Genomic DNA, 20,828 nt, shown 5'->3' on the forward strand with positions numbered 1-20,828 from the left:
CCTGTTTTTTACTTTTCCCGTTTCTGTTTCTTCCGAATCGGGTTACATCAAAAAGCAGACAACGGATAGTCCGTTGTCTGCTGCTGTTTCAGTCTGCTTATCTTTTATGGTCTTTCGCGTGTTCCGTTCCGGTAATCGTTTCAAGCGAGCTCACTTGCACAAACGGCAATTCCACCGTAAAGATTGAACCGCTCCCTTCTGTTGATTCCACATGGATCAAACCCTCGTGAGCACGGACGATTTCCTGACAGATCGCAAGACCAAGACCGGTCCCGCCGATTTTCCGGCTGTCGGAATTATCGACCCGGTAAAACTTACTGAACAGTTCCGGTAAGGCGTGTTGCGGAATCCCGATTCCTTCATCAATGATTTGGATCCGTAACCGGTCCTCCAGCTCTTCCAGCTTAAGCTCAATCTCTCCGCCGTCCGGTGAATACTTAATGGCATTGTTAATCAAATTCCCGAATAACTGCCGCATTTTCGGTTCGTCCGCTTCAATCCAACGAAGCGGCCGGTCGCCGGTTTCGAGTGTCAATTGATGATGATTCGTTGAACCGGCATGGAATTCGGCAACTTCCTGAATCAAGTTCCGAAGATCGAGTTTCACGAACTGATACTGTTGCTGACTCGATTCCATACGCTGAACATCAAGAAAATCATTGACGAGACTCGTCAGACGTTGCGTCTCCGAATGAATCGTCGTCAAGTACCGTTGCTGACGATCGACAGGCAAGTCTTTTGCGAGCATCAACTCGGTATAACCAAAGATTGAGGCAAGCGGCGTCCGCAACTCATGGGATACTGTCGAAACAAACTCGGACTTCATCCGGTCGATACCGGTTTCAATCGTCACGTCCCGCAGGACAAGCATCGTTCCCCGGAAACGACCGCCGTATTGAATGCCTTCCGCGTACACTTGAACGAACCGTTCCTCTTTGTTTAAGGATAAAGACAAGCCTTCGGTCGGAATATCATGACGGCAGACCCGGCTCATATATTCAAGAAACGCCTCGTGCTGGTCGACCTGGACAGCCAACTCTTCGATTTTGACATCAAGTGTCATCAATCCCTCGTTAAATTGATCATGGGACGGATGATGGAATAAGGCCAGTAATGGTTTATTGGCAAAAATCTTGTCATCTTCGATGTAAATGACCGCTTCACGGATCGAATGCAACAGTTTCGATGTTTTCTCGCGTTCCCGCTCGATTTCATCAAAGACCCGCATCCGGAGCAAAGATAAAGCCAATTGGCGCGAAAATGACCAGATTTCTTCCGTTTGATCTTCATTAAACTGATCCCGATAACGGACCAGATAAATACTGGCAATCATCGTATTGGTCGACGGATCCATGACCGGAACGACCGTTTCATACATGCTGTATGGATATGGCAACGGATGATCACTCGTCACTTGTTTCGTCGAACGGACGGCATGCTTGTGCATCCGTGCCCGTTCCAGTAATGAAATCGAAGAGTGTAACAACTGATGTTGCTGATCCGGTGTCATGCCGTACGACACGATATCCGTATAGCGGTCGTCGTCAAGGAAGACAATCGCACCGAGCTCGGCATCTGTAATCGTAATCAACTTTTCAATGATGGCCGGATACGCGGTCAGCGTTTCACGAGAAGCGAGCGTTTCCGTCAACTCATTGCGGTACCGCAAATGCGTTTCATTTCGCAACGTAATATCGAGCGCTTCTTCCAGTTCCTCTTGTTGCATCTGCAGCTCTTCCTGCTGGGCCACCAGTTCTTCCTGCTGACTCTGCAACTCATCGTTACTTGAAACGAGTTGCATCTTTTGGGCAGAAATCGATGCTGCCATCTGATTAAAGGTCGTCGTCAGTTCGCCGATTTCATCCCGGGCGTTTACGACCTGGATTGGCGTCGCGTCCTCGCCTCGTGCGAGACGGCTGCTTTCCCGGTTCAACTGACGTAACTGTTTGGTCAAACGCAAGACAAATGGACGAACCAGCAGCACAATAATCAGCAACAGGACAGCAAGATTAATGAATCCGAGTACCTGTGAAGCGTTCACCTGTTTTCCGAGCTTTTCTTGCGCCGCGAGCTCTTGTTTGTTTAAGGAATTGCGGTACTTCGTAAAGACGGTCTCCATGTCGACGATACTTGAGCTCATATCAGCCGCACTTTTCGTCTTGATGTTGAACTTCCGTTTCGGATCAAGTGTAGGCGCTTTCGTGACTTTCCCGAGCGTTGCCATCTGCAGGAACGGTTCCGTCACATCCCCGTCTTTTTTGGCAGCAACATAGTTCGTCAGACTCGGCATGACACGTTGTGTGTACGCCGTATACAGCGATCGGGCGTCTGTTGCATACTGCTTTTCTTCTTTAAAACGGGCATTTTTCTCAAACCACGTAGTTTGTTGATTGATATTATCCTTTTTACGTTCAATTTCTTCGAGCATTGCTTCATCACCTAATAAGACGAATCCGCGCATTTCATACTGAAGACTTTGCCATGATTCATATAAGTTCGTCGCACGTGTCCGATGATCGTTTAATGTCAGCAGTTCCTGACGTGATGTCTGAACCTGACTTTTCGTATAAAAATAAACGCCGGCTGAGGTCAGCACGAGTGTCAATATAATCATATAGAAGGCAGACATGATTTGGCGTCCAATCGTTCGATTAAGCCATGACTTCATCTATTCATCCCCCTCTACTGTAAAAACTTAAATTGATTGTTTCTAAGTCTTATTCTAAAGCTTTTTGAAGCAAAACCACTAAATATGCTCAAAAAAGACCACTTTTCATCTAACTTTAATCTAAACGCTTGTATGTTACAAACAGATGTCACAAAACAGGAGGATTCGAAGATGATTTGGGGATTTTAACCAAAAAAAGTCCGCTCCGGTAGACGGAACGGACAGCTATTTAAAGATTAGAATGACTGGAATGATCCGTGTTTTGTTGGTTCACGTGCATCTGATGATGGTCATGGTGATGCATACCCGAATGACGGCGAACAGGTTCTTCATCCGCGAGCGGATCCCCCATCAACACACCGAGTCGCGCATATTGGGCCGCGATGTCTTTTTTCGTTGCCTCCTGTACCTGATCCGTCTGTTGAATCAACGATAAAATTCCTTTCGCCAAACGAATCGGTTCGAGATTCGTCTTTTCGACCGGAAACGATGACAAGGAGCGGAGATAATCCAGATACCGCTGTGCACTTTCCTCTGACGGTGTCACGAGTTCCGAAGCATGATGCCGGAGCGACTTCGTCAGACTGTGTGTCGATGCTCCCTGTGTCATCATCGAAAACAGACCGATTACGAAAACACATACGATGATTCCAAAAAAGATCATCATAAAAACCGGCATTCCGGAAAAAAAACCGTCACCTTCGACATACAGCAACAGTCGGTTACTGTTAAGCGATGAAGCGATTACTGATAACGACATAAAAACCCTCCTCGTTTCGTGTGATAGTTACTCTTACGCAACACGAACAAGGAGGGTTTCCGTTTTTTGTTAAGTTTCTAAGGAAACTTCCGCATTAAACCAGTCTTCAACGAACAGGTACCCGTTCGGAACATCGATCTGATAAGAATACAGGACGGCGAAATCACCGTCCGTCATCATCGGTAAGGTCAGTTCCCGCAAGACTGCTTTCACCTCTTCCGTCATGACGGTTTCATAGCGGACGAAATCGTCTTCCCGGGTTTCCCGCTCCGTTAAATACGGCAACAGCAATGCTTTTCCGAACGATTGGGGATCATCGATGACTTCGGCCGTCACCCCGAATAATTCTTCCGCTTCTTCAATCAGGGCGTCGGCCTGTCCGATCGTCACTTCGTTCGGGAACCAGACTGTCAGTTTGGTTCCTTCTTTTAAAAATTGTTCGAACATCGGTATAAAGGTCTTATTTCCCATCAAATCGTAATGCATCAAGCTTCTCCCTTCACGAACTCAAATTTCAATTGGTGTTGTTCCAAGTACAGCATCGCCTGGAAGGTCCGGCCGTTTTTTTTCATCTCAAGCGGTTTTGTTTTTCCATTCGCAAGCATTTTTTTCAGCTCGGTTTGTGTCAGGCGTGCCCCGAGAATCGTTTTCGGCAGGGTAAAGCCGCAATTGTTTTTCTGATAGGCACTGCACCCGTAAAACTTACCCCGATCAAGCAACTCCGCCTGACAGACGGGACAGATGCCGACCGGCCGGTTCGTAGCGCCGCGCGCCCGTTTGGCCGGTACCTGAGTCGGATCGACTTCGAGTTGTTCGACCCGTGTTTTTGCATCCTGGACTAAATGCTGGGACAGCTTCTTCGCTTGATCGACAAATTGAGCCGCGGATGCTTCCCCTTTACCGATTTGGTCGAGCCGGCTTTCCCACTTCGCTGTCATCTCTGGAGAAGCAAGGATACTGCCGCTGACGGCTTCAATCAAAATCCGCCCCTTTGCTGTCGGATGGAGTTCTTTTTTCTTCACTTGAATGTATTCCCGGCGTTTCAGTCCGTCGATGATGCCGGCACGTGTCGCTTCTGTTCCTAGGCCCTCGATTTCCTTCATGATGGCTTGCAGTTCATTTTCGAGCACTTTCCCGGCCGTCTTCATCCCGAGAATCAACGTTCCTTCCGTATAGCGTTTCGGCGGTTCCGTCTGTTTCTCGAGCAGCTTCGCTCCTTTGATCGGTACCGGCTGACCGACTTCCACTGCCGGAAGTTCCTGCTCTTTCGCTTCGATTTTCAAGACTTTCTTGAAGCCGAGTTCGAGCGACCGGCTGCCTTTCGTCAGGAAACGGTCCTGTTCCCGTTCCGTAATGATTTCCGTTTTTTCCGACCGGGCATCCGGCGCAAACGCCGCCAGGAAACGGCGGACAATCAAATCATAGACTTGCGCATCACGTCCGGACAGTTTCGCGACGGCACCCGCTTCTTCCGTCGGGATGATGGCATAGTGATCACTGACCTTCGCGGAATTGACGTACCGTTTATTATTCGTCAAATTGTTCGCCACAAGGTCCGTCAGTTCGGTATACTCCGGCTGTTTCAGAAGCCGTTTTAAAATTGCTGGAAACTGGCTCGCCTCGTCTTTTGAGACGAAGGACGAATCCGTCCGCGGATAACTGATCCAGCCCCGGATATAGAGTTTTTGCGCAATATCGAGTGTTTCCTTTGCCCCGAGTCCGAAACGGCGACTGGCTTCCGTTTGCAAGAGCGATAAACTGAACCAGAACGGCGGTTTTTCGACTTGTTCCGTCTTCTCGACCGCTGCGACGGTACCGGTTCCTGTTGTTCGGGCAACGATCGCTTCGGCGAGGCTTCGTTCCGTAATCTTCGTTTGTTTTTTCAGATTGATGTATTTTCCGGTATACCGTGTAAAGTCGGCCTCGACTTCAAAAAACGTTTCCGGACGGAAGTTCTCAATCTGTTTTTCCCGTTCGACGATCAACGACAATGTCGGCGTCTGAACCCGTCCTAGTGAAAAGACGTCAGCGATGCCTTTTTTCTTGAGCAACGTCGTATAGGCCCGAGAAGCATTCATCCCGATTAACCAGTCGGCACAGGCGCGGCTCATCGCCTCATGAAACAGATTTTCGGTTTCTTTGCCGTCGAGCAGATTCGCGAAACCGTGATCGACGGCCTGGGGGGTCAGACTTGAAATCCAAAGGCGCTGAATCGGTTTTGCGTTATTGGCCAATCGGAGAATCAATCGGACGATTGCCTCTCCCTCTCGCTCGGCATCCGATGCTATAATGATGGAAGTCGTCGTCCGTTCGTTCAGTAACTTCTTGATGACTTGAAAGGTTTTGCTTTTTCCCCGGGACAACCGGTAGTCGAACCGTTCCGGAATGATCGGGAGATGGTCATAGTTCCATCGTTTCCATTTGGCATCGTAATGGGCCGGTTCCTGGAGTTCACATAAATGACCGACGGCATAAGCGAGCTTTGCCCCGGCCGGAAACCGGTCACACGGTTTGATTTCGATATATCCGTCCCGTTTGACCGATGGATACGGCGCTGCGAGTTTTTCAGCTTGTTTTGGTTTTTCCGCAATGATTAATTGCATTGGTTCACCCTCATTTCCTTACTTCAGACACGCGGAGGTTAACATGCCCTATTTCACTTTATTCATGGCACTCTTTTTTATCTCGACATCTGCAATTTTTGTTAAATGGGCCGAAACCCCGATTGAAGCGGTTGCTTTTTACAGAATGTTGTTTTCGACACTGTTGCTGTTACCATTGATTCACCTGAAAGAATTACTTAGTCTCAGTTCAACGACTATCCGACATATGATATTAAGCGGAATTCTCTTAGCCGGTCATTTTTGGCTGTGGTTCCTGTCCCTTGATTATACGACAGTTGCCAGCTCGACGCTCTTCGTAACCGCGAGTCCGATTTTCGTTTTAATCGGCAATGCCGTTTTCTTCAAACAGCATCCGTCGAGGAAAGCTCTCTTTTTCGTCGGTGTCGCTTTAATCGGCGGCGGACTTGTCGCTTATGGTGACATCGCGGTTGGTCCAAGAGCACTGATCGGAGACGGACTCGCCCTGCTTGCGACGATTCTTGTCGCCGGTTACTGGCTGCTCGGTCAGCACGTCCGGACAAGTGTCTCGACGAATACGTATTCATTCGGCGTCTATGCCGTATCTTCCGTCGTTCTGTTACTGTTTTCGCTCATTCAATCGGTCAATCTAGTCGGTTCATTCCAAACCGATTGGAAAATCTATATTTTACTCGCTGTTTTCCCGACACTGCTCGGCCATAACTTATTCAACTGGGCCTTGTCACGTGTCAGCGCCAGCATCGTCAGCATCACGATTCTCGGGGAAGCCGTTTGGGGAATGATTTTCGGATACTTCCTGTTCCAGGAATCATTGACGTGGATTCAAATCACCGGTGCTGCCTTACTGCTCGTCGGAATCGGTCTGTTCCTCCGTCGGAATGAACGTGATATCCGGGAACAATTTGCCAAACAAAATGCCGCGACGACTGCGGAATAAAAAATAAATACCAGTCAGCCATCTTCCGTTAGAAGATTGTCTGACTGGTATTTTTTAATTGGTCGGATCTTCCGGACGGACTTTCGGCAGTCGGAAGGTCATGAAAAAGGCCAGAATGGCACAGACGAGGCCCCCGATGAAGACGAGATGCAGTCCGTTTGCGAGTGCCTGTTCCGCGGCCGATTGAACGTCCGCTCCGTAACGGGATGCCGTACCCGACTGAAAAAACGGATCAATCGAGTAGCCGGAAAGCAGCTTCGAGTCGGAAAATGCCTGGATGATCGACATATTAAACAAGGTCCCGAAGATCGCCACACCAAGCGTTTGTCCGGTCGTACTCAAAAACGAGTTGACGGCAGTCGCTGATCCGCGGAGCGACCAGTCGACCGAAGTCTGCAGGACGACCATAAAGACGGGTTGTGCCAGTCCAAAACCGATTCCGATCAACGAAACGGCAAGATAGATAAAGACATCACTCGATTCCCGGCCGATTCCGATTAAAATCGCCATCCCGATGACGAGTAACCCCATTCCGGTCATCGTCCGGTAGCGCGGCGAGGCAATTCCGATCGTGCGTCCGCCGATGATGGCAGTCAGTGTCCAAAACAACGACAGCGGCATCAGCATAAAGCCGGCTTCCGTCGGACTTTTCCCGAGCACGCCTTGCGCGAAAATCGGGATGTAGGCCGACATCGAGACGAGTACCCAGGCAGAAAAGAAGACCGCCAAATTGATGACGAGAATGACCGGATGCCGGATGACCGCCGGTGGCAACAGCGGATCCGCCGCTTTTTTCTCGACCCGGTAAAACCAGAACAACAGGACCACACTGACGGCAAAACTGATTAAAATCAGTGGCTCGGCAAATGATTCGGATTCACTTCCCGATAATAATCCGTACAGTAATGCGCTCATGCCAGTCGCAAATAAAATGGCTCCCCGGTAATCAATCTTCCGTGACGTCTCGGTGACATTTTCTTTATAAAACAAAACGATCATGATGAATGAAATCAGAGCAAATGGTACATTCAATAAAAAGATGTAACGCCACGATAACGTCTCGACTAAAAAACCACCGACGAGCGGACCGGCGACACCCGAGATTCCCCAAACCGCACTTAAAACGCCTTGAATTTTTCCGCGTTCCTCGTATGTATATAAATCCCCGATGATCGTCATCGCAATCGGCAAGACGGCTCCCGCTCCAATCCCTTGCGCGGCACGGAACAGAATCAGCATTTCCATCGATTGCGCCAATCCACAGGCGAGCGACGCGACCGTGAAGACTCCGATTCCGAACAACAGGACACGTTTTCTTCCGTACAAGTCTGCCATCTTTCCGTAAATCGGTGTTGAGACAGCCATGAACAGTAAGAAACCGGCGAAAATCCAGCTGACGAGTTTTGCGCCGTTTAACTCACTTGCCATGACCGGTGTTGCCGTCGCAACGATCGTACCTTCAATCGCCGCTAAAAATGTAGCTAATAACAAAGCAATCGTGACATTTTTCCTCAAGAGACTCAGCTCACTTTCTTTAGGTGTATCCTTTCTTTATCATACCTTGAATCGGCGGACTTCTAAAAGGAGATGCTTATCGAGCAGGAATCAAGGGAACAATAGGGAATGATAAAGATTAGAGAATGAGTCATCAATTGAATGGAGGAGTATGATATGTTACGAAAAACCGCTTTGATTACAGGTGCTTCCGGTGGAATCGGTCTCGATTTGGCTGTTTTGGCGGCACGCGACGGGTTTGATTGCGTGTTGATTGCCCGCAATGAAAAGAAACTGACGGAGCTCAAGCATGTCCTTGAAAAACGTTACCAAATTAAGGCTTATACATTCGCAGCCGACCTTTCAAAACCGGACAGTGTCTCGCGGATCCTCAGTTTCCTCGACGAACATGAACTGACGGTCGATCTGTTGTTCAACAACGCCGGTTTTGCGACATCCGGCCGCTTTGCAGAAATCGATCCGTCCGAAGATTTAAATTCAATCCACGTCAACGTCGTCGCCTTGACAGAGCTGACGAAACGGTTGGTACCGGGAATGCTTGACCGCGGATTCGGGCGGATCTTGAATGTGGCCTCTGTTGCCGCCTTCATGCCGGGACCTTACATGAGTGTCTATTACGCGACAAAAGCGTATGTCCTATCGCTGTCCGAAGCACTCGCTGCCGAACTGGACGGTTCGGGCGTGACGGTCACCTGCCTTTGCCCGGGACCGACCGATACGAACTTCTTTGACCGTGCACAGATTACGTTACCTTTCAAAAGTATGCCGTCTCATCTCGTCGCCTTTGCCGGATACCGGGGAACGTTAAAAGGCAAACGGGTTGTCGTACCGGGAGCGAGCAACCGCGCCATGGTGACATTTGCGAAATTCCTGCCGCGCCGCCTTTTGACGGAAGTCACGGGACGCATTCAAAATCCAGATCAGCAACAACAAGAAACGCCGGTTGAAGAATTTGCTGTCTCCAACTGATCCAGATATAAAAAAGACGTCCCTTCTTTCCATACCGGAAAAGAACGGACGTCTTTTTTGATTCAGTTCGGTTTCGGACGATGCATATGATCCGTCATCCATTTTTGAACATTTTTCGGAATCGAGGTGTAGCGGTATACATACCGAAGAGTGACTGCTCCCGTCACCATGACCAAATAACCGCTCGACAGGACTAATAACCAGGCGACAATCGACAAGAAGAGATCCGTTTCAAAAAAGAGATGCCCGACTAATCCGCCTTCTGCAGATGTAATCAGCATCGCTCCGGGGAAAATGGCTGCTGCCAGTAAGTAAAACCCTGCATACCGCCCCCGAATCGTTTCCTTCAACAATAAAATACTCCCAAATGCCAGACCCAAACCAGCAATAAGTAACAACCCGACGAGATACGTTATGGACAGCGGCGAACTCAGCATCACGCTTCACTCCAATCGAATGGGATTACTTATCATGTACCCTGTTTTCCAGCAAACGAATGCAGAATCCGTAAAAAAATCGGATACAGCAACCAGATGAAAACAGCGTTCGAAACACCGTGCAACAAATCAAAAAAACCGCCTGTCAAAAGGAGTGTAAAAAACGCTTCCCGCGAAAAATCCGTAAAGATCAAAAAACCCAAATTGCTGATCCATCCATATAAAAAACCTGCCGCCAGTCCATAAGCCGTTAGAATCCACCGCGTCTGCATGCCTGGTAACATACAGAGAAGACTGATGACCGTATAGGCAATGATTTGAAATAATACGAAAGGACCACTTCCTAAAAATAAACTCGTCAATACGACTACAAGCATCCCGACAACCGCCCCGGTGAACGGTCCTACACAGGCAGCGACCAAAAGGACCAGTGCCGTCGCCGGCTGGACGTTCGGAATGCTTGCAAAAATCAGCCGTCCGGCAATCGCTGCCGCTGTGACCAGCGCAATGAACCGAAGCATCGCCTCTGACATCGGACGCTTTTCAAAATATAAAACAATTACACTGATGATGAGGACTGCCGCTCCGATCAGTTCCATTCGTATAACCTGCTTTGCTCGATGAAAGTAGAAGTTGGACCGTCAAAAGCAATTTCCCCCTGAACCAGATAGACGACTCGGGTTGCATAAAAAATTAAGTCAGGATCGTGCGTAGCGAGTACAATCAATTGATCCGGATGATCAAGCATGTTTTGAATGAACGCAGACCGTTGCCGATCGGTTAATCCGGCTGTCGGTTCATCAAAATAACAGGCTTCTTCCTTCCAGGAGAGCCGTTCCATCAATTGTTGTTTTTGCTCGGAAAACGTAGCGGCCGGCTTGTCGAGGACAGGTGCAAGCGCCGGATGTGCCGGAACATAACATTTTTCGCCGGTCCGCCTGACCTTTCCGTACAGCGGCCGTTCCACACCGAGTAACAGACGGAGCAACGTTGATTTTCCGCTTCCGTTGGCTCCGATCAGCGCCACCCGTTCCCCCAGATGAAAGGATATTCGTTCAATCGACAAGGCATACTTTTCTTGTAACGGATAGCGGTGCCGGATGCGTAACATCTCGTCGATAACCTTTCCTTTGACCGATTCCGTCCCTTTCAGCTTTTCGAGCGGCTGTTGTTGGATGACGGAATAGGTGATATGGCAGGTAAAACGGCGCTCGATTTCCTCAAACAACAGCATCAGCCGGTTTTTACGAACTTGATCTAAAAATAAAAACGGCTCTGCCAGGAAGATTTTTTCCGGTAAACCGGACAAGGTGTAGCCGAGCGAGACCAGTTGCTGTTCCCCCGAGGATAATTCACTTGTCTCGCGATCAAAAAAGGCCTCTAAGCCGAGTAACGTCGCCAGTTCTCCAGCGACGAACAGACTGGTTGTCGCCAACATATCGCGGACACGACCATGCAGCAGGCGATCCGGTTGAATCACTTCTGTTCCGGCCGCATGAGCCAGTTGTTCCAGCCGCTTACGTGATCCTGCTTCTTCGGTAATGATGGTAGGCATCGCGTATTCCTCCTTTCGAGAACATCAATAGTCCGGGTAACACTAAAGCGGCTTCTACTGCTACAGGAGACCAAAAGGCAAGATACATTCCTGTAATTAAAATTCCGATCATCCAATCAGAACGCGTCAAACGCCGTAACCGACTGGGGACCGCTTCGACGGGCAACAGGTGGTACAGTGCCACACGTTCCATCTTTTCTGCCAGCGGTTGTTTGGTATGGCTCATTTTTACTTCCGGCCACGTCCGGAGCAATGAAGGTAAGATTGCCAAAACCATTCCCGTCAAACGGGTCAGGCGCGGTAAAACCCGGAATAACGGTCCCATTTGGTCAAGTCGGATCAGGGTGAAGGTCAGTTGACTGGATGTCACGAATAACGCCACCGTCAGACCGGTCAACCAAATTCCGTATGGATCAACGGAAGCACCGACGAGCAGAGGAGCATACATCATTCCGATATAAATCAAGGGTAAGGTTAAGTAACACAGGACATGCCATTGCCGGATCCATGTAAAGAATAGAACATGTCCGGTCAAGACAACAAGGATGCTTACATGTGTCTGCAAAAAAAACGGGACCGATAACATCGCCACTACAAAAAGAGCGACATTCAGTGGATGAAGTCGCTCCCGTTCGGCCTTACTGAAAATAAGCCATTGCATCTTTTTCAAATCGCCATTCCAGACGGTCACCGTCTTTTAATTGATACGCCCCTGCCCCGACTTGTGCCGGTTTGTTATTGACGCCGAACACCCAGCCACTACTCGCTCCGGCTGATTTTTCACGAATTCCGTCGACAGCCGTCACGTAGGCCATTTCACCCTTGCCGGTTTTGACGACTGGAAGATCTGTTTCTTCTAACGCATCAAGCGCCGTCTCTGATTCCTTGAGACACATGTCTTTTTCATATAATGTCTTATCATTCGCATGATTAACGACCGATACTTCGACCGAACGTTCACACGTCTTTGGTTCAGCAGCTTGATCTGTCGGTTGTTCCGTACATCCTGAAAGAAGGAGGACTAGCCCCATCAATATCCATTTTTTCATCGTACGACTCCTTTTCGTCTTGAGGTCTCAAAACTGTAATTGTATAAAAGTATGGTTTTCTCCCGTAACGATTGACCGTCAGAACGAAGATATGTCAATCGAATCGCATTCGCTAACACATCATCTCCCGTATTGACATACGGAATCAATTCGCCTTGATCGTTAATCAACAGAACCGTGGCATCCTGCAAACTGAACGTTTCGTACAAACCATCCAAATCCATCTCAACATACGGAGTCTTCGATTCATGAAGAATCTGTTTGATAGATAACGTCTTTAACGTTTGAAACGAAGTCGAGGCATCAATCAATTTTTGATAGTACGACTCTAATGAACGGGTCAATACTTCTTCGCGGGGACGGTACGTTAATATACCGGTCACCTCCTGATAGGTCACTTCGTACCGGATGAACCGCTTCGGACTTTTCGCAATCAACTCAAATGTCGCATTCCGCAAGTTGCCCCCTTGGTCAAACAACAATTGACTTTGTTCCAATCGTAGAGAGTCGTCTCCGATCCGCCGGTCGATGTGGGTCATCAGCGTATCAAACGATTCGTCCGTAATCGTGACCTGCCCCATTTGTTGCGTCTCTTCCCGGAGCGTAAACGTATCGAACGGTCCCAGGAAAAGCTGAAGCAGAAAAAAAAGAAAACCGAATAAGGCCATATAACGTTTGTACCGTGAATTTTTTTTCGGATGCAGAACAATCAGGAATAAGATAATTCCAAGCGGTAATTGAATATCATAAACAGGGAACGATACTGCTCCTAAACATGCATAAAAAACAAATTTCAGATAAAGATATTGTTCCTTTTCGGTCCGTCTTTCTAAAAAGAAACCAAGAATGATACTGGCTAACAGAAACAATGACCATTGGATGAGAAAGTCCATGTTGTTTTTACCCCTTAATCACGACAGATTGATGATCCGTCATGAGGTATGACTCTTCAAATACTTCCCGTGCCTCCGCTTCCAACCGTTGTTCTTGATCGACATACCGCGCAGATATATGCGTTAACAACAGTTTCTTCGCCCCTGCTTTCAAAGCGATTTCAGCAGCTTGTCTGGCTGTCGAATGACCGAATCGTCCTGCATGGTCTTGTTCAGAATCGGCAAATGTCGCCTCGTGGACAAGAACATCGACTTCTTGCGCCAATCGAATGCTTCCGTCACACGGCACTGTATCTCCTAATACCGCCAACTTAATACCCGGCTTCGGTTCTCCGAGAAAATCAGTCGACCGGTATTCAGTCCCCTCGAAAACAAACGTTTTCTCCTGTTTGATTTGTCGATAGAGTGGTCCTGAAGGAATACCCAGTTGTTTCAGCGCTTCGACGCGTAAGGTCCCCTTTTCTTCCTGCCCTTCAATCCGGTAACCATACGCCAAAAAGCGGTGTTCCAACGCTTCGACGTAAATTCGAAATCCTTCCTGCTCATAGGTCTGACCGGCTTCGACTTCAATGACATCAAGCGGATAACGTAAGTACGTACCTGTGATACGCAAAGTTGCCTCGAGCCATTCCTTGATTCCTTTCGGACCGAAAATCGTCAATAACGTCGTTCCTTCGAGTGCAGCCCGTGTACTGATGAAGCCGGGAAGACCGAAAATATGATCTCCATGCAGATGTGTAATGAAAATCGTACTGACTTTCCGCGGTTTAATCGGACTATGCAACATTTGGTGTTGTGTCGCTTCTCCACAATCAAACAACCAGGTCATTTTCGGATGCAAGAGCGCAATCGCAGACACATTCCGTTGTTTTGACGGCATTCCTGCACCAGTCCCTAAAAAATAAAATTCCATCTTTTTCCCCTTTTCGTAAAATTAGCATTTTTCATACATAAAATACACCTTTCTCGGTCCGAAGCATGTTAAAATGGGCCTATACTGATTCGAAAGGTGGTTTTTCCATGACCAAAATCGAACGGACTTATGCACGTGTCGTACAAGCCGCTCGTTTATTAAACGAGAACTATCGGCAACAATACGGAAAATCGATTCAACTTCAAGAAATCGCAACGACTTTACTCTGTACCGAGGAACTCATTCTGGAGTCGATGGAATTTGTCGAACGTCCTCAATTAACTTAATCGTAAACGAACAAAGAGTGTACCGCAATGTCGCGGTACACTCTTTTTAGTCTGTCATCATTTATTTGTGATGTAATCGACTAACGTCACGCACAATTCTGCTGTTTTCACGAGCTCTTCAATCGGCATTTTTTCATTCGTCGTATGAATGTCTTCATAGCCGACAGCCAGGTTGACGGTCGGAATACCGAAACCGGCAATCACGTTCGCATCTGATCCCCCGCCAGAGTGCAAGAGACGTGGTGTCCGACCGAGTTGTGTAATCGCTGCTTTCGCAACCTCGACAACTTGATCACCGTCTTCAAATTTAAAACCAGGATACATGACTTTAACTTCGACTTCGGCACGTCCGCCAAATTCAGCGGCAACCTCTTCAAACGCCGCTTTCATTTTCGCTGTTTGAGCTTCCATTTTAGGTGCAACGAGTGAGCGGGCCTCGGCAAAGATTTCAACATAATCACATACGATGTTGGTCGATGGACCACCACCGCTGAAGCGTCCGATATTCGCCGTCGTTTCTTCATCGATTCGGCCGAGCGGCATTTTGGCAATCGCTTTTGCTGCAATCGTGATAGCCGAGATTCCTTTTTCAGGTGCAACACCGGCATGCGCGGTTTTGCCGTAAATTTTGGCATTTACTTTCGCTTGGGTTGGCGCAGCCGTAATGATGTCTCCGACTTTACCGTCCGAGTCCAAAGCAAAACCGTAATCTGCATCAATCTTCGAAGGATCGAGAACCATGGCGCCGACTAAGCCTGATTCTTCGCCGACCGTGATGACGAATTGAATTTTCCCGTGCGGTTGGTTCGTTTCGTTCAGAACATGGACCAATTCGATTAAAGAAGCGAGCCCCGCTTTATCATCTGCTCCAAGAATTGTTGTTCCATCAGTTTTAACGTAACCGTCCTCGATGATTGGTTTAATTCCTTGTCCCGGGAAAACGGTATCCATATGGGAAGTGAAATAAATCTTATCAACACCGTCTTTTGTTGCCGGAAGCGTAATGATTAAGTTGTTTCCTTTATGTTCGGTTTTAGATGAAGCGTCATCTTCGAATACGTCACACCCCAGTGTCGTAAACGTCTCTTTCAAGTGGGCACAAATTTGTGCCTCTTCTTTTGATTCCGAATCAATCTGGACCAGTTCTAAAAAGGTGTCGAGCACACGTTGCTCATTAACCATGTTGCATTCCTCCTCGTTTTTTCAGTTCATCTAGCGCTTTTTTAGTATACCATCTATAGGCAGATTTGCACTTCGCAAGCGTTGTTTGTACAATGGCTATAATCAATGGCAGTATGAAAGGAGCGTTCTTTTTATGGCAAAACCATCAAAACAACAACGAATCATTAAGTGGACGACGATTACGATTTTGACGATTTTCCTGCTGGGCACTTTTGCCTCGACGATGTTCTATCTCTTTTGATCGACGAATCGTTGCTTTAATTGCAAATATTGCTCCGCTTCCTGCAACATATGCAGTAAAGCGGACCGGACTTCAAACTCATCCCGTGTCTTCGGGAGCGGTGACTCGCGAAACTCTTCGAGCAGTCGTTCGAGTTCCGCTAAAAATAACGTTGCGTCGGCATCGGGTCGGACATTGTCACCAATTGTCCGGAACAGGCCGGCGACTTTTTTTCCTTCTTCTACGACGAGAACCAAATCATCGACGTTGCGGACGATTCCATTTAATAATTCAAACTGTTGTTCACGCATTCGGAAATACAGGTAGTCTTCATCGTCATTTCGTCGACCGATCGCATTGCCCATCCGTTTCAGCGAAGCATCCTTTCCTTCCTTCAACAGCCGTTCCGTCTCGTGCAGTGTCAACGAATGCCGATTGATCCATCCCGTTTCAATCGCTGCTGCGACTTCGAAGAACAGGGCAGCAATCCGTTGATCGATTTGCAGTCTTCGCTCGGCAATCGTCCGGTCGAGACTCGGCATATACATGTTCACGAGTAGTCCGACACCGACACCGATCAGCAACAAATAAATTTCGTTTAAAAAGATGGTCAGATTCAATTGCTGTGCGACGTAAAGATGGGTCAGGATGACGACACTCGTGATAAAACCGTCCTGCAGACGGAGGCGTTGCGTCAGTGGAAGAAATAAAATGAAATAAAGTGCAATTGCAATCGGACGATAGCCGATGACTTCGAAGATGACAAAACCAAGTCCAATTGCGAGAATGGACGCCATGATCCGTTCATACGACGACCGGAATGATTTTTTTCTTGTCGCTTGAATGCTCAAAATGGCGATGATGGCTGCAAAGACGTAGTAATCCAGTTGCATCTTTTCCGCAATCCACATCGCCAGTGCCGCTGCGACAGCGGTCTTTAACGTTCGATATCCGATAAACACAGACTTCCCTCCATTCTTTGTTAGGTTACCTATTCTTTACCCAGGTTGTCGATTGATTTTTTTGAAGGACGTGATTTTTTGACTAAACGTACGATTCGCCCCACCCGACCGGTCCGTCGAACGGGTTCCTTCAAGGGGCTTGTCTTTTTTTTCTTACTCGGTTGCGGATTGTTCCTGTTGTTACGGGACAAACCTCAAACCATTCTTCCTCCGGCTTCCCCCTATGTTGCGGAACTATACCGGGACGGGAAAGTCATCCAGGAAGAGGAATTCGATTCTGCCGAAAAAGCGAAAGCTTTTATCGACGGGCGTCCCGGTGCCATTAAACGGACAGCGGATGAACGTTATATCTATTTGACCGGCAGGGGAATCGGTATCGTCCATCCGAATCAGACGCTGAATATCTACACCGATCGCGCTCTCAAAAAACGACACACGTATGTTGCTCCCGGCAGCCGTCTTTCCCTGCTTTCATACACAGATTCTGTCAGCCGGGTTGAAATTGCCGGTCTGACCGGTTACGTTGCTTCCGATCGGCTGACTCTTTATCCGCTCGAACAATCCAGTAACCGGTCCTATTACGAAAAGCGAGGCGACCGTCTGTTGCATTATATTGTCGCCGATGCCGGACTCGGCGGTTTGATTACAGCCGGTGAAGCCCCGGCGTCGTTAGATGACCGAACGATGCAGTACGTTGAATCGAAAACACTAACGCAGGATTTACGGAAACCGACCGCTTTGACAGCCAAACAACTCGATGCCTACATTAAAAAAAATGCTCCCGACAGTCCGTTGATCGGGAAAGGAAAGACCTTTAAGCAAGTCGAACGCACCTATCAAATCAATGCGGCTTATCTGCTTGCCCATGCGATTCACGAGTCCGATTACGGACGGTCGGACATCGCAAAAGACAAGTTCAATCTTTTCGGAGTCAATGCAACGGATATTGCTCCCGGTCAAAATGCGACGGCCTATACTTCGTTTGAAGACTCCATCCGGAAAACAGGCCGCTTCATTGCCCGCGACTACCTTTCGAAAGACGGGAAATACTACCGCGGTTCGTTTCTTGGAAACAAGGCACGCGGAATGAACGTTTTTTATGCTTCCGATCCGTATTGGAGCGAAAAAATCGCCGGCATCCTCTTGAAAATGAACGCCGTCTAAAACGGACTTATGGTACACTAATGGGCGAGACATCAATCATTTAGGAGTGAATACACATGGAAAAAGTTTTAGTATTTGGTCATAAAAATCCGGACACGGATACGATTGCATCGGCCATCGCCTATGCCGAATTAAAAAAAGAGCTCGGTGTTCATGCTGAAGCCGTTCGTCTTGGTGAAGTCAACGGGGAAACACAATTTGCCCTCGACTACTTTAAAGTCGCTCGTCCCCGCCTCGTAACGGAGGTATCAAAAGAAGCACAACACGTCATTCTTGTTGACCACAATGAACGTCAACAAAGCGCGGATGATATCGATGCCGTCAAAGTGACGGAAGTCATCGACCATCACCGGATTGCCAACTTCGAGACATCCGATCCGGTTTATTACCGTGCGGAACCAGTTGGTTGTACGACGACGATCTTAAACAAAATGTACAAAGAACACGGTGTTGCCATCAAACCGGAAATTGCCGGTTTGATGTTGTCAGCCATCGTTTCCGACTCATTATTGTTTAAATCGCCGACATGCACGGAGCAAGACGTTTTAGCCGCACGTGAACTGGCGACGATTGCCGGTGTCGATGCCAACGTCTATGGTCTCGACATGTTAAAAGCAGGTGCTGATCTATCGAAGAAAACCGTCGATGAGCTGATCTCACTTGATGCAAAAGAATTCTCAATGGGACCATTCAAAGTCGAGATTGCCCAAGCAAACACGGTCGACACGGCAGAAGTTTTGCTTCGTCAGGCAGAACTCGAAACTCGGATCGAAGCTTTGATCGCCGAAAAAGATTTAGATTTGTACATGTTACTCGTCACTGATATCCTGACGAACAATTCGGTGGCGCTTGTCCTCGGACCTGAAGCCTCACTTGTCGAACGGGCCTTCGGTCTTGAAGCAACGAACCATCTCCTTTATCTCGAAGGTGTCGTTTCACGGAAAAAACAAGTTGTTCCGGTCTTGACCAATACGGCAGCAGCCGTCGAATAATTTCTGTTCAAAAGAAGGAGTTTACTCCTTCTTTTTTGAATACTTATATTGAATGGCTATTCATTCAGTTTATAAGGGGGTTTTGGAAATGGCAAAAACAGTACTTGTCACAGGTGGTACGAGCGGAATGGGGAAAGCGATGGCGATCGCTTTAAAAGAGGCCGGGTGGAATGTCGTCGTGACCGGTCGGAATGCCGAACGGTTGCAGCAAACCGATCAGGATTTACAAGCGATTGACGGAAACCACAGTGTCATTCAAATGGACGTCCGGGATCCGGATGCCTGTATCGCTGCCGTCAATCAAACCCGGCAACAGTTTGGACAACTGGAAGCCCTCATCAACAATGCCGCCGGTAACTTCATCTGTCCGACGGACGAACTCTCGCCGAACGGATGGAAAACGGTCATTGATATCGTCTTGAACGGGACATTCAACTGTTCCCATGCCCTCGTCAAAGGCTGGCAGGAAGACAACGTATCGGGCGGACAAATCTTGAATATCGTTGCCTCATACGCGTGGCAGGCAGGTGCCGGTGTCGCACCTAGTGCTGCAGCAAAAGCCGGTGTCCTGAACCTGACACGAACACTTGCTGTCGAATGGGGATACAAATACGGAGCCCGCATCAATGCAATCAGTCCAGGACCGATTGAACGGACCGGCGGAGCCGATAAACTTGCCATGTCGCCGGAACATGCGGAACGGATTCGACGCAACGTCCCGCTCGGCCGATTCGGCACACCGGAAGAGATCGCCGGACTGGCGACCTGGATGTTGTCCGATCAAGCGAGTTATTTAAACGGGGAATGTATTGCCCTCGATGGTGGGCATTGGTTAAATAAACAACCATTTTGATCATATAAAGCGCCTCTCGTCTTTTCAGCGAGAGGCGCTTTTCCTCGTTTCCGGATTGTCCTTCCTGCTTTTTCAACTAGCTATGTTTATCAATCATTTTTTTAGGAAAATAGTAATACAGATAGGGAAAAGGGTTAAGGAGGATATTTACATGGGAATCGCTTTTATGTGGGGGGCAATCGCTGGCGGAGCCGTCGTCATCGGAGCTTTGATCGGTTTGTTTCTCCCTCTTAAACAACGGTTGATCGGATACGTGATGTCGTTTGGAACAGGGATTTTAATCGGGGCGGCAACGTTTGAGTTATTGGATGAAGCCTTAAATAAATCCACGACGAAGATTGTCGGCATCTCGTTCATCGTGGGTTCGCTCGTGTTCACCGGTTTTGACATGTTTGTTTCCTCACGTGGGGCCAGTAAACGGAAACGGTCGTCCGGCGGAAACGAAGGAACAGGAACTGCCATCTTTTTCGGAACGATTCTTGATGCGATTCCGGAATCGATCATGATCGGTGCCAGTTTATTATCGGGAAATGTCAGCGCCGCACTTGTCGCAGCCATTTTCGTCAGTAACATCCCGGAAGGTTTGTCGAGTACGACCGGCTTACAAAAAGACGGTTTCTCGAAGAAAAAAATCCTGGTCATGTGGGGAATCGTCTGGTTGATTTCCGCGCTCGCTTCTCTTGCCGGGTATTCGATTTTATCAGAATTACCGGATATGCAGTTTGCGATGATCGGTGCCTTCGCCAGCGGCGGTATCATTGCCATGCTCGCTTCGACGATGATGCCGGAAGCGCATGAGGAAGGCGGAGCCATCGTTGGTCTGTTCGCTTCCCTCGGTCTGATTACAGCTGTCATCTTAAGTTAACGAA

The 20,828-nt window shown here is 48.2% G+C and carries 21 protein-coding genes; 7 read left to right on the forward strand and 14 right to left on the reverse strand.

The features are described 5' to 3' along the window. Positions 1–97: 97 nt before the first annotated feature. The 4 genes from R7V76_RS07800 to R7V76_RS07815 form a co-directional block, all read right to left on the reverse strand. The gene (locus tag R7V76_RS07800; RefSeq protein WP_318091913.1) at positions 98–2,668 is read right to left on the reverse strand and encodes an ATP-binding protein; all 2,571 of its coding nucleotides are present in this window, start codon (positions 2,666–2,668) and stop codon (positions 98–100) included. A gap of 229 nt (positions 2,669–2,897) precedes the next feature. Beyond that, entirely contained in the window at positions 2,898–3,428 is a 531-nt protein-coding gene (locus R7V76_RS07805; protein ID WP_318091914.1) for a hypothetical protein, read from the reverse strand. 69 nt (positions 3,429–3,497) lie between these two features. Next, a complete protein-coding gene (locus R7V76_RS07810) occupies positions 3,498–3,914 on the reverse strand; it encodes a hypothetical protein (protein ID WP_318091915.1) in 417 nt (138 codons plus the stop codon). Continuing rightward, positions 3,914–6,031 (reverse strand): DNA topoisomerase III, encoded by a 2,118-nt coding sequence (locus R7V76_RS07815; protein ID WP_318091916.1) that lies wholly within the window; start codon positions 6,029–6,031, stop codon positions 3,914–3,916. Before R7V76_RS07815 ends, R7V76_RS07810 begins: the two co-directional genes overlap by 1 nt. Positions 6,032–6,074: 43 nt before the next feature. Here R7V76_RS07815 and R7V76_RS07820 point away from each other — a divergent pair, with 43 nt between their 5' ends. After that, entirely contained in the window at positions 6,075–6,968 is an 894-nt protein-coding gene (locus tag R7V76_RS07820; protein ID WP_012369864.1) for a DMT family transporter, read from the forward strand. Positions 6,969–7,022: 54 nt separating this feature from the next. Here R7V76_RS07820 and R7V76_RS07825 read toward each other — a convergent pair whose 3' ends face one another. After that, positions 7,023–8,483 (reverse strand): MDR family MFS transporter, encoded by a 1,461-nt coding sequence (locus R7V76_RS07825; protein WP_318091917.1) that lies wholly within the window; start codon positions 8,481–8,483, stop codon positions 7,023–7,025. A 156-nt stretch (positions 8,484–8,639) separates the two neighbouring features. Here R7V76_RS07825 and R7V76_RS07830 point away from each other — a divergent pair, with 156 nt between their 5' ends. Continuing rightward, complete coding sequence (locus tag R7V76_RS07830; RefSeq protein ID WP_290830274.1) at positions 8,640–9,452, forward strand: SDR family NAD(P)-dependent oxidoreductase; 813 nt, start codon at positions 8,640–8,642, stop codon at positions 9,450–9,452. A 62-nt stretch (positions 9,453–9,514) separates the two neighbouring features. Here R7V76_RS07830 and R7V76_RS07835 read toward each other — a convergent pair whose 3' ends face one another. From R7V76_RS07835 to rnz, 7 genes are read right to left on the reverse strand one after another with little or no spacing between them, the layout of a single operon-like run. Then, positions 9,515–9,889 (reverse strand): hypothetical protein, encoded by a 375-nt coding sequence (locus R7V76_RS07835; RefSeq protein WP_318091918.1) that lies wholly within the window; start codon positions 9,887–9,889, stop codon positions 9,515–9,517. 32 nt (positions 9,890–9,921) lie between these two features. Next, positions 9,922–10,488: an ECF transporter S component gene (locus tag R7V76_RS07840; protein WP_318091920.1), complete on the reverse strand. Its 567-nt coding sequence runs from the start codon at positions 10,486–10,488 to the stop codon at positions 9,922–9,924. Next, complete coding sequence (locus R7V76_RS07845) at positions 10,479–11,444, reverse strand: ATP-binding cassette domain-containing protein (RefSeq protein WP_318091921.1); 966 nt, start codon at positions 11,442–11,444, stop codon at positions 10,479–10,481. The genes R7V76_RS07840 and R7V76_RS07845 overlap by 10 nt, the downstream gene beginning before the upstream one ends. After that, complete coding sequence (locus R7V76_RS07850) at positions 11,407–12,105, reverse strand: hypothetical protein (RefSeq protein ID WP_318091922.1); 699 nt, start codon at positions 12,103–12,105, stop codon at positions 11,407–11,409. Before R7V76_RS07850 ends, R7V76_RS07845 begins: the two co-directional genes overlap by 38 nt. Then, positions 12,083–12,493: a DUF4430 domain-containing protein gene (locus R7V76_RS07855; RefSeq protein ID WP_318091923.1), complete on the reverse strand. Its 411-nt coding sequence runs from the start codon at positions 12,491–12,493 to the stop codon at positions 12,083–12,085. Before R7V76_RS07855 ends, R7V76_RS07850 begins: the two co-directional genes overlap by 23 nt. Next, complete coding sequence (locus R7V76_RS07860; RefSeq protein WP_318091924.1) at positions 12,490–13,386, reverse strand: hypothetical protein; 897 nt, start codon at positions 13,384–13,386, stop codon at positions 12,490–12,492. The genes R7V76_RS07855 and R7V76_RS07860 overlap by 4 nt, the downstream gene beginning before the upstream one ends. Before the next feature lie 7 nt (positions 13,387–13,393). Next, positions 13,394–14,299 carry a ribonuclease Z gene (gene rnz, locus R7V76_RS07865; RefSeq protein WP_318091925.1) on the reverse strand — a complete coding sequence of 302 codons (906 nt, stop codon included), beginning with the start codon at positions 14,297–14,299 and terminating at the stop codon, positions 13,394–13,396. A gap of 107 nt (positions 14,300–14,406) precedes the next feature. Between rnz and R7V76_RS07870 the strand changes: the two genes are divergently transcribed. Continuing rightward, positions 14,407–14,586 carry a hypothetical protein gene (locus tag R7V76_RS07870; RefSeq protein WP_318091926.1) on the forward strand — a complete coding sequence of 60 codons (180 nt, stop codon included), beginning with the start codon at positions 14,407–14,409 and terminating at the stop codon, positions 14,584–14,586. A gap of 57 nt (positions 14,587–14,643) precedes the next feature. Here the strand turns inward: R7V76_RS07870 and R7V76_RS07875 are convergent, their stop codons facing one another. Further along, positions 14,644–15,768, reverse strand: coding sequence for a M20/M25/M40 family metallo-hydrolase (locus R7V76_RS07875; RefSeq protein ID WP_318091927.1), 1,125 nt, complete (start codon positions 15,766–15,768; stop codon positions 14,644–14,646). A 228-nt stretch (positions 15,769–15,996) separates the two neighbouring features. Further along, complete coding sequence (locus R7V76_RS07880) at positions 15,997–16,950, reverse strand: aromatic acid exporter family protein (RefSeq protein WP_318091928.1); 954 nt, start codon at positions 16,948–16,950, stop codon at positions 15,997–15,999. Between the two features lie 78 nt (positions 16,951–17,028). Here R7V76_RS07880 and R7V76_RS07885 point away from each other — a divergent pair, with 78 nt between their 5' ends. From R7V76_RS07885 to R7V76_RS07900, 4 genes are all read left to right on the forward strand, one after another. Beyond that, the gene (locus R7V76_RS07885; RefSeq protein ID WP_318091929.1) at positions 17,029–18,114 is read left to right on the forward strand and encodes an N-acetylglucosaminidase; all 1,086 of its coding nucleotides are present in this window, start codon (positions 17,029–17,031) and stop codon (positions 18,112–18,114) included. Between the two features lie 56 nt (positions 18,115–18,170). Next, on the forward strand, positions 18,171–19,106 hold the full coding sequence (locus tag R7V76_RS07890) for a manganese-dependent inorganic pyrophosphatase (protein WP_318091931.1): 936 nt from the start codon (positions 18,171–18,173) through the stop codon (positions 19,104–19,106). Between the two features lie 88 nt (positions 19,107–19,194). Beyond that, the gene (fadH, locus tag R7V76_RS07895) at positions 19,195–19,959 is read left to right on the forward strand and encodes a 2,4-dienoyl-CoA reductase (protein ID WP_318091932.1); all 765 of its coding nucleotides are present in this window, start codon (positions 19,195–19,197) and stop codon (positions 19,957–19,959) included. 151 nt (positions 19,960–20,110) lie between these two features. Continuing rightward, entirely contained in the window at positions 20,111–20,824 is a 714-nt protein-coding gene (locus tag R7V76_RS07900) for a ZIP family metal transporter (protein ID WP_318091933.1), read from the forward strand. Positions 20,825–20,828 lie beyond the last annotated feature (4 nt).

The organism is Exiguobacterium artemiae, assembly GCF_033342815.1.
In the GTDB taxonomy this organism is placed as follows: domain Bacteria; phylum Bacillota; class Bacilli; order Exiguobacteriales; family Exiguobacteriaceae; genus Exiguobacterium_A; species Exiguobacterium_A artemiae_A.